The organism is Piscinibacterium candidicorallinum (genome assembly GCF_047549485.1).
Classification (GTDB): Bacteria; Pseudomonadota; Gammaproteobacteria; order Burkholderiales; family Burkholderiaceae_C; genus Piscinibacterium; species Piscinibacterium candidicorallinum.
Genome location: NZ_CP180191.1, coordinates 2,335,421 through 2,348,157 on the forward strand (window position 1 = coordinate 2,335,421; position 12,737 = coordinate 2,348,157).

Below are 12,737 nucleotides of genomic sequence, written 5' to 3' on the forward strand. Positions count from 1 at the left end.
GGCGTCCGCACCCACAACCCCTTGATGTTGTGGCCATAGCTGGCCGAGCGACGCGCGCGCGGCACTGCAAGGCGTCAGCGTGCAGGTGTAGCCGTTGCCGGACTTCCGCTGACACTCGCAGGCGCAGCCGGTGCCTTGTCTGTCGGCGCAGGCGAAGGTTTCACGGCCGGAATTGGGGTGGCGCCTTCAAGGATCTGCACGTACACCTCGCCCTGGCGAACCATGCCCAGCTCCTGCCGGGCCCGTTCCTCGATGGCGCCGGTGCCGGTCTGCAGGTCGCGCACATCCGCCTCGATGGCTGCATTGCGCAGCCGCCGCTCGGCATTGGCGTCCTCGCGCTTGGCGAGTTCGCCCTCGCGCTCCCAGACCTTGAACCAGCCGCCCTTGCCGAACCACACCGGCCACTGCAGCAGCACGACGGCCATCAGCAGTGCGAGGGTGATGATTCGGCTGCGGTTCATTCAGTTCAGGCGGAGGCGGACGTTCAGCGCAGGTTGTAGAACGCGTCGCGGCCGGGATACAGCGCCACGTCGCCCAGGTCTTCCTCGATGCGCAGCAGCTGGTTGTACTTGGCCATGCGGTCCGAGCGGGACATGGAGCCGGTCTTGATCTGGCCCGCGTTGGTGCCCACAGCGATGTCCGCGATCGTGCTGTCCTCGGTTTCGCCGGAGCGGTGGCTGATGACCGCCGTGTATCCGGCGCGCTTGGCCATCTCGATGGCGGCGAAGGTCTCGGTCAGGGTGCCGATCTGGTTGATCTTGATGAGGATCGAGTTCGCGATGCCGCGCTCGATACCCTGCTTCAGAATCTTGGTGTTGGTGACGAAGAGGTCATCACCGACCAACTGGACCTTCTTGCCCAGCAACGCAGTGAGCTGGGCCCAACCGTCCCAGTCGCCTTCGTGCATGCCGTCCTCGATGCTGATGATCGGGTACTTGTCCACCCAGGTGGCCAGCAGGTGGGCAAAGTCCTGGGAGGACAGCTTCAGGCCGCCCTCGCCTTCGAGCACGTACTTGCCGTCGTGATAGAACTCGCTGGCCGCGCAGTCCAGGCCCAGCGCGATCTGCGTACCCGGCTCGTAGCCGGCCTTCTCGATGGCCTGCATGATCAACTTGATGGCTGCTTCGTGGTTGGCCACGTTCGGCGCGAAACCGCCCTCGTCGCCCACCGCGGTGCTCATGCCGGCGTCGCCAATCAGCTTCTTGAGCGCGTGGAACACCTCGGCGCCCATGCGTAGGCTCTCGCGGAAGTTCCTGGCGCCGACGGGCAGGATCATGAATTCCTGCAGATCGAGCGTGTTGTTGGCATGCGCGCCGCCGTTGATGACGTTCATCATAGGCACGGGCATGTGGTGTGCCGCCGTGCCACCGAAGTAGCGGTACAGGGGCTGGCCGGCGTCGTCGGCCGCCGCACGCGCAGCGGCCATGCTCACAGCCAGCATGGCATTGGCGCCCAGGCGGCTCTTGTTCTCGGTGCCGTCCAGATCGATCAGGGTCTTGTCGATGTAGGCCTGCTCGCTGGCGTCCAGGCCCATGATGGCCTCGGCGATCTCCGTGTTGATGTGCTCGACGGCCTTGAGCACGCCCTTGCCCAGGTAGCGGCTCTTGTCGCCGTCGCGCAGCTCAATGGCTTCGCGGCTGCCGGTGGAGGCGCCGGAGGGCACCGCAGCGCGGCCCATCACGCCGCTTTCCAGCAGCACGTCACACTCGACGGTGGGGTTGCCGCGGCTGTCCAGAATCTCGCGGCCGATCACATCAACGATGGCGGTCATGTTCTTGAGGTGTCCGATCTAAGGTTTGAAATGCTTGTCGAAACGGCCCTGGGGCCGGGTTCAGGAGGGCTTTCCGCTTGTCTGGTGCGGATCTTGAGCCATTTTGGTCTGGAAACCCGCATGGATGCTGGATTCAGCCTCGCGCATGCTGGGTATTCCTCGGGCGGCACCCGCCCGACGCCGGGATGTAGCAGCGCCAGGTCAGACGCCCTCCACAATCATCATGTTCATGATCGCGGCGCCTTCCCGTGCATTGCGGGCCCGGCGGTACTGCGGTGAGTCGTAGAAGGCCTGTGCAGCTGCGGTGCTCGGGAACTCCAGCAGCACCATGCGCCCCGGTTCGCGGCCTTCAAGGCGCTGGGTGGCGCCGCCGCGGATCAGCGGCTTGGCGCCATGCGCCTGCATGGCCAGCGTGGACCACTTGCGGTACTCGGCGTACTGCTCCGGGTTGGTCACCTGCACATCAGCCAGGATGTAGCCCTTCTTGCTCATGAGGCGCCTCGGCTCAGGCTGCGAAGTCGGTTTCGAGGAAACCGTTCTTCTTGGTGATGCGGTCCAGCTCGACCAGGGTGGAGAGCAGCGCCTCCATCTTGTTGAGTGGCACGGCGTTCGGGCCGTCGGACTTGGCGTTTGCCGGGTCCGGGTGCGTCTCCATGAACAGGCCAGCGACACCCACCGCCACTGCCGCACGCGCCAGCACAGGCACCATCTCGCGCATGCCACCGGAGCTAGTCCCCTGGCCGCCGGGCAGCTGCACCGAATGCGTGGCATCAAACACCACCGGGCAGCCAGTTTCGCGCATGATGGCTAGGCTGCGCATGTCGCTCACCAGGTTGTTGTAGCCAAAGCTGGCACCGCGCTCGCAGACCATGAAGTTGTCTTCGGGCACACCGGCTTCGCGGGCAGCTTCGCGGGCCTTGTCGACCACGTTCTTCATGTCGTGCGGCGCCAGGAACTGGCCCTTCTTGATGTTCACCGGCTTGCCGCTCTGGGCGCAGGCGCGAATGAAGTCGGTCTGGCGCACGAGGAAGGCCGGTGTCTGGATCACGTCCACCACTGCGGCCACATCCTTGATCTCGGCTTCGGTGTGCACATCGGTCACGATGGGCACACCGAACTTGGCACGGGTGTCGGCCAGAATCTCCAGCCCCTTGTCCATGCCCAGGCCACGAAAGCTTTTGCCGCTGGACCGGTTGGCCTTGTCGTAGCTGCTCTTGTAGATGAAGGGAATGCCAAGCTTGCTGGTGATTTCCTTCAGACGGCCGGCGGTCTCATGCGCCAGGTCTCGGGACTCGACCACGCAGGGGCCGCTGAACAGGAAGAAGGGCTTGTCCAGCCCGACATCAAAGTTGCACAGCTTCATTCGAAACCTTTGCTAGTTCTGCGCTGCCTGCCTCAAGCAGGCAACTGCGCCCAATCTGCCTCAAACGCAGGGCTACTCAGCCGCCACGGCCACCTCACCGCCGGCGCTGGCCAACTGCTGCTGGTGCGCAAGCGCCGCCTTCACGTAGGCAATGAACAGCGGATGCCCGTCGCGTGGGGTACTGGTGAATTCCGGGTGGAACTGCACGCCCACGAACCAGGGGTGCATGCTCTTGGGATACTCCATCATCTCGGGCAGGTCTTCGGTGGGGGTCCGTGCGGAAATCACGTAGCCCTTCTCCTCGAGCTTGCCGGCCAGCGTGTTGTTCACCTCGTAGCGGTGACGGTGGCGCTCATTGACGTGGTCGCCATAGATCTGCTGGGCCAGCGTGCCAGGCTTGACCGGGCACTTCTGCGAACCCAGGCGCATCGTGCCGCCCAGATCGCTGTCGGCGGTGCGCACTTCCTTCTTGCCGCTGCGGTCCACCCACTCGTCGATCAGCGCGACGATGGGATACGGCGTGGCAGTGTCGAACTCGGTGCTGTTGGCACCCTCCATGCCGCACACGTGGCGTGCGAACTCGATAGTGGCCAGCTGCATGCCCAGGCAGATGCCGAGGTAGGGAATCTTGTGCTCGCGGGCGTACTGGATGGCCTTGATCTTGCCTTCCGTGCCGCGCTTGCCAAAGCCGCCGGGCACAAGGATCGCGTCCAGGTGCTTCAGGCCCGCCGTGCCGCCGGCCTCGATCTCCTCGGAGTCCAGGTACTCGATCTTCACGCGCGTCTGCGTGTGGATGCCGGCGTGGATCAGCGCTTCGGTCAGGCTCTTGTAGCTCTCGGTGAGGTCCACATACTTGCCGACCATGCCGATCTTGATCTCGTGCTGGGGGTGCTCCAGCGTGTAGACCAGCTTGTTCCATACGGAGAGGTCCGCGGGCTTGGCCTGCAGATTGAGCTTTGCAAGGATCTGGTCATCCACATGCTGGGCGTGCAGCATGGCCGGCACCTTGTAGATACTGTCCGCGTCCCAGACCGAGATCACCCCATCAAGCGGCACGTTGGAGAACAGCGAGATCTTGGCGCGCTCGTCGTCCGGAATCGGCCGGTCGGCGCGGCAGAGCAGCACGTCGGCCTGCATGCCGATCTCGCGCAGCTTCTGCACGCTGTGCTGCGTGGGCTTGGTCTTGAGCTCGCCGGCGCTGGCCACGTAGGGCACGAGCGTCAGGTGGACGAAGCAGGCGCCGTCGCGGCCGCGCTTCAGCGCCATCTGGCGAGCGGCTTCCAGGAAGGGCAGCGATTCGATATCGCCCACCGTGCCACCGATCTCGACGATCGCCACGTCGGTTGCATCGCCCCAGTGGGCCTGCGCACCGCGCTCGACGAATGCCTGGATCTCGTTGGTGATGTGCGGAATCACCTGCACGGTCTTGCCGAGATACTCGCCGCGCCGCTCCTTGCGGATGACGGATTCGTAGATCTGGCCGGTCGTGAAGTTGTTGACCTTGCGCATCTTGGCGGAGATGAACCGCTCGTAATGGCCCAGGTCGAGGTCGGTTTCGGCCCCGTCCTCGGTCACAAAGACTTCACCGTGCTGGAACGGTGACATCGTGCCGGGGTCGACGTTGATGTAGGGGTCGAGCTTGAGGAGGGTGACTTTGAGGCCGCGGCTTTCGAGAAGCGCAGCAATTGAGGCTGCGGCGATGCCCTTGCCTAGGCTGGACACCACGCCACCGGTAACGAAGACGAATTTGGTCATATGAGTCGCCGGGAAATTCAGATTATAGGCGCGTCAACTTCGCCCAAGCCCTGTCCTCGCGCCGGGCGTACAGGCGCGAGCCGCCGTAACGAACTGTAAGCGTCGTTGTCGAAGCCGAAAATGTGTTGCGATGACCTCAACTGACGCGAATGCGGGGCGGATGGATTGCTAGTGTTCGGTCTGGACTGAATTTGCCTGGCGCGCTCTGCACGGGCCCGGATGGACACCCCAGCATGCCCACAATGACCTTGCGTACCGCGGCCCTCGGGCTTTCGATCGCCGTGGCGCTCGCCGCCTGCGGCGGCGGTGGTTCGGATGCAGCCCCGCCAAACAGCTCACCCGCTCCTGCGCCCGCACCAACTCCTGCGCCCGCTCCAGCGCCTGGCCCGGCGCCCGCTCCAGCGCCTGGCCCGGCGCCCGCCCCTGCCCCTGCCCCTGCGCCTGGACCCGCTCCCGCGCCCGCACCAACGCCAGCACCTGCGCCGCCACCCGTCGCCGCGTTGCCGACCGCAATCGAAGCCTCACGCTTCCTGCAGCAGATGAGCTTCGGTCCGAACGAGGCAGAAATTGCCGCGGTTCAGTCAAAGGGCTTCCGGCAATACCTCCTCGATCAGTTCAGCGCACCGGCGTCCATGTATGCCAGCGGTGGCTCGGACGAAATCAACACCACCATGGAAAAGGACTTCTGCAATGCAAAGTTCCCTCAGGGTGGCACGGCGCGCGACAACTGCTGGCGCGACTGGTACAGCTCAGAACCTCTGAAGTGGGATTTCTTCCGCCAGGCTGTGGAGAACCCGGATCAGCTGCGCCAACGCATGGCACATGCGCTCGCCCAGATTGTGGTGGTGTCGGATCGCGAGACCGAGGGCACCTACGGCATGCGCGAGTACTACCAGATGCTGCGCAACAACGCCTTCGGCAACTACCGGACGATCCTGCGCGAGGTCACGCTTTCGCCGCTGATGGGCGACTACCTCGACATGGTCAACAACGAGGCCGCAGCGCCCAACGAGAACTTTGCGCGCGAACTGCTGCAGCTATTCAGCATCGGCGTGTGCGAGCTCAATCTGGACGGCACGCTTAAGGGCGGCAAGTGCACTGCCACCTACGACAACACGACGGTGCGCAACTATTCATATGCACTGACCGGCTGGACCTACCCGGCTGGCGGCAAAAACCCCTGGTGCAACAACGGGGTGTGCGGGGGTTGGCAGAACAATGCCTACTACCGAGGCCGCATGGTCTCGGTGGCTGCACAGCATGACAAGACTGAGCGGGTGCTTCTCTCCGGCACGACCGTGCCTGCGAGCCGGACACCCGACCAGGCCTTGAACAGCGTGCTGGACTCGGTGATGAATCATCCCAACACGGCGCCCTTCATCAGCAAGCAGCTGATCCAATTCTTCGTCACGAGCAACCCCTCGCCCGGGTACGTGAGCCGTGTGGCCACGGTCTTCAACAGCGGAACCTTCGACGGCATCACCGGCGGCACCGGCAAGGGCGATCTGCGCGCGGTGATCGCCGCCATCCTGCTGGACCCCGAGGCTCGGGACATGAATCGCATGACCGACGCGAGCTTCGGCAAGCTGCGCGAGCCAATCCTCTACATGACCGGCGCGCTGCGTGCCTTCGGCGGCGTGACCGATGGGGTGCCGCTCGGCCGCTGGTGGTTTGGTGACGCCATGGGACAGCCGGTGTTCTCGTCACCCTCGGTGTTCAACTACTACCCACCGGACTACCCTTTGCCGGGCAATGCGGGGCTGCTTGCGCCGCAGTTCGGGATCGCAGGTGCGAGCACAGTGATGGGCCGCAGCAACTTCGCCAACTCGCTATTCATGTGGTGGTACAACAAAGGCGGCACGTATGCTCCGGATGCCACGGTCTTCAACGGCCGCGGTACCCGCGTGAACTACAGCCTCTTCGAAGCTGACGCTGTCGATGCCGGCAAGCTGGTGGATCGCCTGAATCTGCTGCTGCTCAACGGACGCCTGAGCGCGCAGGAACGCGCACAGGTGGTCACGGCGGTCGAGACCTGGACCACCAACGAGAACAGCTGGCTGACACGGACCGACATCGCCAGCAATTACCAGCGCGAGCGCATCAAGCAGGCTGCTTACATCCTGCTGTCCTCGCCCCAGTACCAAGTCCAGCGCTGAGAGGCCGAGCATGAAGTCTTCCCAACTCTCCAGGCGCGACATGCTGCGCGCCATTGCGAGCGCCACCGCATACACAAGCCTTGGCGGTGGCCTCACCATGGCGACCATGGATGACGCCCACGCTCAGACCGCTGACTACAAGGCGCTGGTCTGCGTATTCCTGTTCGGCGGCAATGATGGTTTCAACACGGTCGTGCCGATCGACGGCCGCTATGCCACCTATGCCCAGCGCCGCGGCTACATGGCGCTGCCGCAGGCGCGTCTGTTGCAGATCGATGCAGGCTTCGGCCTGCATCCCGCCATGGCGCCGCTGCAGCGCGCCTACACCGATGGCTGGATGGCCGGGCTCCTGAACGTAGGCCCCCTGTCTCGCCCGTTCCGGGACAAGGCCGACTTCCTTGCTGTGCGCGAAAGCCCGGATCCGAAGATCGTGCCGCAGGGACTTTTCTCGCACAGCGACCAGCAAAACGTCTGGGAACTGGGCGACACCAATGTCTTTCAGACCACCACCGGATGGGGCGGGCGGCTCGTGGATGCCGCGGCGCTGAACGTGCTGTATTCATTCGGGGGGAGTGCGCGTTTCACGGTGTCTGCGCGCTCGAGCACGCTGGCCATGCCCGGGCCGGGCGCAACCTTCGGCCTGGAGGGCATCGGCGACGACAGCTGGTCACGCGCACGGCGTACAGCACTCGAGACGCTGAACAACGCCAGCTCACCCAACGCGTTGCACAACGCCTACGCCACCATCCAGCGCCAGGCACTGACCACCAGCACCGTGCTCAATCCGATCATCCGACAACGGCCGACCGATACCGGACCGGATCCGGACAACCCCGAGATCAGCGCCGCCTTTGGCAACCTCGCACGCAACACGGTCAACGCGGGATCGCTTTCACAGCAGCTCTACCAAGTAGCCAAGCTGATCAAGAACCGCTCGCGTCTAGGTGGCAATCGGCACGTGTTCTTCGTATCGCTGGGCGGGTTCGATACACACGAGGGCCAGATTTCTTCCGGTGACTCGACTGCTGGCGGTCACACCAACCTGCTTTCCCAAGTGGCAACCGCGTTGGCGTCGTTCCACAAGGCCATGGGTGATCTGGGCGTGATGAACAACGTCACATCCTTCACGATGAGCGACTTCGGCCGTACTTTCAAGCCGAACAACAGCCGCGGCACCGACCACGCCTGGGGCAACATCAACCTGATTCTCGGAGGCAGTGTCCAAGGTGGCCGCATGTATGGCACCTACCCGGACATGACACTGGGTGGACCGGATGATGCCGGCAAGGACACCTGGGAGTGGCAGGGCCGCTGGATTCCCAAGATCGGCGTGGATCAGTACGCGCACACACTCATCAAGTGGTTCACGCCGGCTGTCGACACGGCGGCCATCCTCCCAAACCTCGCTAACTTCAGCACTCGCGACCTGGGCTTCATGAAGGCCTGACCAGGCGCAACAGAAGAAAAACGCCGGCTGACGCCGGCGTTTTTCGTTTGGTGCGATACCCGTCAGTGCAGGGTGCAGCCGGTGAGCTTCTGCAACTCGTCGCGCGTGACGCCAGGCGCAAGCTCGACGAGCTTCAAACCTTGATCAGTCACGTCCATCACGGCCAGATCCGTGATGATCCGATCGACGACGCCCACGCCGGTGAGCGGCAGGTTGCATTTGGGGAGGATCTTCAGGTCGATGCCGCCGTCCTTCTTGCGCACGACATGCTCCATGAGCACAACGACGCGCTTCACACCGGCCACGAGGTCCATGGCGCCACCCATGCCCTTGACCATCTTGCCCGGAATCATCCAGTTGGCCAGATCACCATGCTCGCTGACCTGCATGGCCCCGAGGATGGACAGGTTGATCTTGCCGCCGCGGATCATGGCAAAGCTGTCATGCGAGCCGAAGATCGAGGAGCCGGGCAGCGTGGTCACCGTCTGCTTGCCGGCGTTGATGATGTCGGCATCCACCTGCTCTTCGGTAGGGAAGGGGCCGATGCCGAGCATGCCGTTTTCGCTCTGCAGCCAGACTTCGATATCCGGTGCGACATGGTTGGCCACTAGGGTCGGCAGGCCGATCCCGAGGTTGACGTAGAAGCCGTCCTGCAATTCGGCGGCGGCGCGCTGGGCCATTTCAGCGTGGGTCCAAGGCATGGTGGGTCTCCTGATCAGCTCTGGCCAAAGAGAGTGCGCTTCTCGATGCGCTTCTCGGGGTTCGGGTTGTGCACAATGCGGTGCACGTAGATGCCCGGCAGATGGATCGAATCCGGATCCAGCGCGCCGGTTTCCACGACCTGCTCCACTTCGACGATCGTGGTGCGCCCGGCCATGGCGGCGGCTGGGTTGAAGTTGCGCGCGGTGCGGCGAAAGATCAGGTTGCCCGACTGGTCCGCAATATGTGCCTTGACCAGCGCGACTTCTGGCGTGAGCGAGCGCTCCATGATGTAGGTCTCGCCATCGAACTCGCGCGTCTCCTTGCCTTCCGCGACCAGCGTGCCGACCCCCGTCTTGGTGAAGAAGGCCGGGATGCCCGCCCCACCGGCGCGCAGCTTCTCGGCCAATGTGCCCTGGGGCGTGAACTCCAGTTCCAGCTCGCCGGCCAGGAACTGGCGCTCGAATTCCTTGTTCTCGCCCACGTAGGACGAAATCATCTTCTTGATCTGCCGCGTCTCGAGCAACAGGCCCAGGCCGAAGCCATCCACGCCGGCGTTGTTGCTGATGCAGGTGAGGTTCTTCGCGCCGGAATCTCTCAGGGCGGCGATCAGCGCCTCAGGGATGCCGCACAGGCCGAAACCGCCCACCGCGATGAGCTGGCCGTCCTTGACGACGCCGGCCAGTGCCGCCTGGGCACTTGGATAGAGTTTCTTCATTCGATCCCCCGAAGGTTTGGAGCAGGACAGGATTCAGCTCACCGACAGTCCGTCGTCCACTGCGATGATGGCGCCATTGACGAAGCCTGCGGAGTCATGGGCAAGCAGCAGGATCAGACCGTCGAGGTCCTCGGGCTTGCCCACGCGCTTGCGCGGCAGCATATGCATGAGCTTCTGCCCCTGCTCTGTCTGCCAGTGCGTGTGGTTGATCTCGGTATCGATATAGCCGGGGCAGATGGCATTCACATTAATGTTGAATCGCCCCCACTCGAGCGCCTGAGCCTTGGTCATCTGCACCACAGCGGCCTTGCTCATGCAGTACACGCCGATCTGCGGAAGCACCCGCAGGCCAGCCACAGAGGCGATGTTGATGATGCGCGCCGGCCGCGCGGGTTCACCGCGTGCTTCAGCCCCACGTGCCCGGGCGATCATGCGCTTGGCCACGTCCTGGGCCAGAAAGAAGGCGCCACGCGTGTTGGTGCCCATCATGAAGTCGTAGTCCTCGGGCTTTACGTCTACCAGGCGCTGGGTGGTGGAGACCCCGGAGTTGTTCACGAGAATGTCGATCGGCCCTGCCTCGGTCTCGGCATGGGCCACGCAGGCCGCGATACTCGCCGGGTCGGTGACGTCCAACTTGATCACGTGGGCGGAGCCGCCTTCGGCCTCGATTTCGGCGCGCAGGTCCTTGAGCCGCTCGATCCGGCGCGAGGCCAATACCACCTTGGCACCCGCACGGGCAAGCGTGCGAGCGAACTGCGCGCCCAAGCCGCTGGATGCGCCGCTGATGAGTGCGACCTTGCCATCCAGTGCGATTTCAACCGTCATGGGTGTTCTCCGGCCGCAGGGGCCATGTGAGGTGGGCTGGCGGCACCGGGGCGCCATGCATCACCGGGACTGATCGAGCGCAGCGCGCGACCTGCAGAAAGTGCGATCGAGTTTAGAGGAAGCTCCCGAGCGAACCGGCTCACCCACAGTGCGAAAATCTCGTGCTTGACCCCAGCAGAAATGCAAAGCAGAAAAGCCGAGGAGCATGCGGATGGAGATCGAACGCGAGTCGATGGAATATGACGTGGTGATCGTGGGCGGCGGGCCGGCTGGCCTGTCTGCGGCGATCCGCATCAAGCAGCTGGCCGCGAGCAAGGGGCAGGATGTCTCCGTCGTCGTGCTTGAGAAGGGTTCCGAGGTCGGCGCGCACATTCTTTCGGGCGCCGTGATGGACCCGATCGCGCTCAACGAGCTGATCCCCGATTGGAAGGACAAGGGCGCGCCGCTGAACCAGCCCGTCACGCGCGACGAAGCCTTGTTCCTGACCAAGACCGGCGCCACCAAGACGCCGGACTGGCTGATGCCCGACAACTTCCACAACGCCGGCTGCTACGTCATCAGCCTGGGCAATGTGGTGCGCTGGCTGGGCCAGCAGGCCGAGAGCCTGGGCGTGGAGATCTTCCCCGGCTTCGCCGCCGCCGAAGTGCTGTACGACGAGCACGGCGCTGTGAAGGGCGTAGCTACCGGCAACATGGGCATCGGCAAGGACGGCGAGCCCACCGAGAACTTCCAGCCGGGCATGGAGCTGCACGGCAAGTACACGATCTTTGCGGAAGGTGCGCGTGGCCATCTGGGCAAGCAGCTGATTGAGCGCTTCAAGCTTGACGCCGGCCGCGACCCGCAGAGCTATGCCATCGGCATCAAGGAGCTCTGGGAGATCGACCCCGCCAAGGCGCAACCCGGCCTGGTGGTGCATGCCGCTGGCTGGCCGTTGGACAAGAGCACGTATGGCGGCGGCTTCCTGTATCACCTGGAAGGCAACAAGGTCACGCTGGGCTTTGTGGTTGGCCTGAACTATGAGAACCCCTGGCTGTCGCCTTTCGAGGAAATGCAGCGCTGGAAGACGCACCCGGCCATCCGCAAGCACATCGAGGGCGGCAAGCGCTTGTCCTACGGTGCCCGGGCGATCACCGCCGGCGGCTTGCTGTCGCTGCCCAAGACGGTGTTTCCGGGCGGCGCGCTGGTGGGCTGCGAGGCCGGCTTCCTGAACGCGCCGCGGATCAAGGGCAGCCACGCCGCGATCAAGACCGGCATGATGTGCGGCGAAGCCGCCTTCGAGGCGGTGGCCGCCGGCCGCAAGCAGGACGAACTCGCTGCGTACCCCGCTGCCTTCGATGCGAGCTGGCTGCGCAAGGAGCTGGAGCAAGCGCGCAACTTCAAGCAGTGGTTCAAGTACGGGCTGACCGTGGGCTCGATCATGACCGGCATCGAGTACTGGCTGCTGCCCCGGCTGGGCATCAAGCGGCCGCCCTGGACGATCCACCGTACGAAGGCCGACCATCTGTACCTGAAGCCAGCCGATCAGTGCCCGAAGATCGACTACCCCAAGCCGGATGGCAAGCTGACCTTCGACCGCCTGAGCTCGGTGTTCGTCTCCAACACCAACCACGAAGAGAATCAGCCGGCGCACCTCACGCTGCGCAACGCGGCCGTTCCCGTGGCTACCAACCTGGCGAAGTTCGCCGGGCCGGAGAGCCGCTATTGCCCGGCCGGTGTGTACGAATTCGTGAAGAACGACGACGGCAGCGATCGCCTTCAGATCAACGCGCAGAACTGCGTGCACTGCAAGACCTGCGACATCAAGGATCCGACACAGAACATCGTCTGGATCACGCCGGAAGGCGGCGGCGGGCCGAACTACGCGGGGATGTAGCGGCTTTGCCGGCTGCGGGACGCGCCTTTAAAGGCGTGGCGCAGGAGGTACATGTACCTGAAGACCTCAAAAGCACTTTTTTGGATCAAAAACGGCCAACAAATCTCGAAACATAAATACCGGCTTTCCG

General features: G+C 64.0%; 11 protein-coding genes. 3 read left to right on the forward strand and 8 right to left on the reverse strand.

Features of this window, described 5'->3' with window-relative positions:
* Positions 1-74: 74 nt before the first annotated feature.
* From ftsB to ACMDW7_RS10595, 5 genes are all read right to left on the reverse strand, one after another.
* The gene (gene ftsB / locus ACMDW7_RS10575) at positions 75-461 is read right to left on the reverse strand and encodes a cell division protein FtsB (RefSeq protein ID WP_377300792.1); all 387 of its coding nucleotides are present in this window, start codon (positions 459-461) and stop codon (positions 75-77) included.
* A 23-nt stretch (positions 462-484) separates the two neighbouring features.
* The gene (eno, locus tag ACMDW7_RS10580; RefSeq protein WP_377300790.1) at positions 485-1,771 is read right to left on the reverse strand and encodes a phosphopyruvate hydratase; all 1,287 of its coding nucleotides are present in this window, start codon (positions 1,769-1,771) and stop codon (positions 485-487) included.
* 201 nt (positions 1,772-1,972) lie between these two features.
* Positions 1,973-2,263, reverse strand: a complete 291-nt coding sequence (locus ACMDW7_RS10585; RefSeq protein ID WP_377300789.1) for a DUF1330 domain-containing protein — start codon at positions 2,261-2,263, stop codon at positions 1,973-1,975.
* 13 nt (positions 2,264-2,276) lie between these two features.
* The gene (gene kdsA, locus ACMDW7_RS10590; RefSeq protein ID WP_377300787.1) at positions 2,277-3,134 is read right to left on the reverse strand and encodes a 3-deoxy-8-phosphooctulonate synthase; all 858 of its coding nucleotides are present in this window, start codon (positions 3,132-3,134) and stop codon (positions 2,277-2,279) included.
* A gap of 72 nt (positions 3,135-3,206) precedes the next feature.
* The gene (locus ACMDW7_RS10595) at positions 3,207-4,889 is read right to left on the reverse strand and encodes a CTP synthase (protein ID WP_377300785.1); all 1,683 of its coding nucleotides are present in this window, start codon (positions 4,887-4,889) and stop codon (positions 3,207-3,209) included.
* Positions 4,890-5,389: 500 nt separating this feature from the next.
* On the opposite strand from ACMDW7_RS10595, the gene ACMDW7_RS10600 reads away from it, so the two are divergent.
* Positions 5,390-7,045, forward strand: coding sequence for a DUF1800 domain-containing protein (locus ACMDW7_RS10600; protein WP_377300783.1), 1,656 nt, complete (start codon positions 5,390-5,392; stop codon positions 7,043-7,045).
* Positions 7,046-7,055: 10 nt separating this feature from the next.
* Positions 7,056-8,492 (forward strand): DUF1501 domain-containing protein, encoded by a 1,437-nt coding sequence (locus ACMDW7_RS10605; protein WP_377300781.1) that lies wholly within the window; start codon positions 7,056-7,058, stop codon positions 8,490-8,492.
* 62 nt (positions 8,493-8,554) lie between these two features.
* Here the strand turns inward: ACMDW7_RS10605 and ACMDW7_RS10610 are convergent, their stop codons facing one another.
* Genes ACMDW7_RS10610 through ACMDW7_RS10620 form a run of 3 tightly spaced genes read right to left on the reverse strand, consistent with a single transcriptional unit; the run spans position 8,555 to position 10,734 of the window.
* Positions 8,555-9,193: a 3-oxoacid CoA-transferase subunit B gene (locus tag ACMDW7_RS10610; RefSeq protein ID WP_377300780.1), complete on the reverse strand. Its 639-nt coding sequence runs from the start codon at positions 9,191-9,193 to the stop codon at positions 8,555-8,557.
* 14 nt (positions 9,194-9,207) lie between these two features.
* Positions 9,208-9,909 carry a CoA transferase subunit A gene (locus ACMDW7_RS10615; protein WP_377300778.1) on the reverse strand — a complete coding sequence of 234 codons (702 nt, stop codon included), beginning with the start codon at positions 9,907-9,909 and terminating at the stop codon, positions 9,208-9,210.
* Between the two features lie 33 nt (positions 9,910-9,942).
* Positions 9,943-10,734: an SDR family oxidoreductase gene (locus ACMDW7_RS10620; RefSeq protein ID WP_377300776.1), complete on the reverse strand. Its 792-nt coding sequence runs from the start codon at positions 10,732-10,734 to the stop codon at positions 9,943-9,945.
* A 211-nt stretch (positions 10,735-10,945) separates the two neighbouring features.
* Here ACMDW7_RS10620 and ACMDW7_RS10625 point away from each other — a divergent pair, with 211 nt between their 5' ends.
* Positions 10,946-12,607: an electron transfer flavoprotein-ubiquinone oxidoreductase gene (locus tag ACMDW7_RS10625; protein WP_377300775.1), complete on the forward strand. Its 1,662-nt coding sequence runs from the start codon at positions 10,946-10,948 to the stop codon at positions 12,605-12,607.
* Positions 12,608-12,737: the final 130 nt, after the last annotated feature.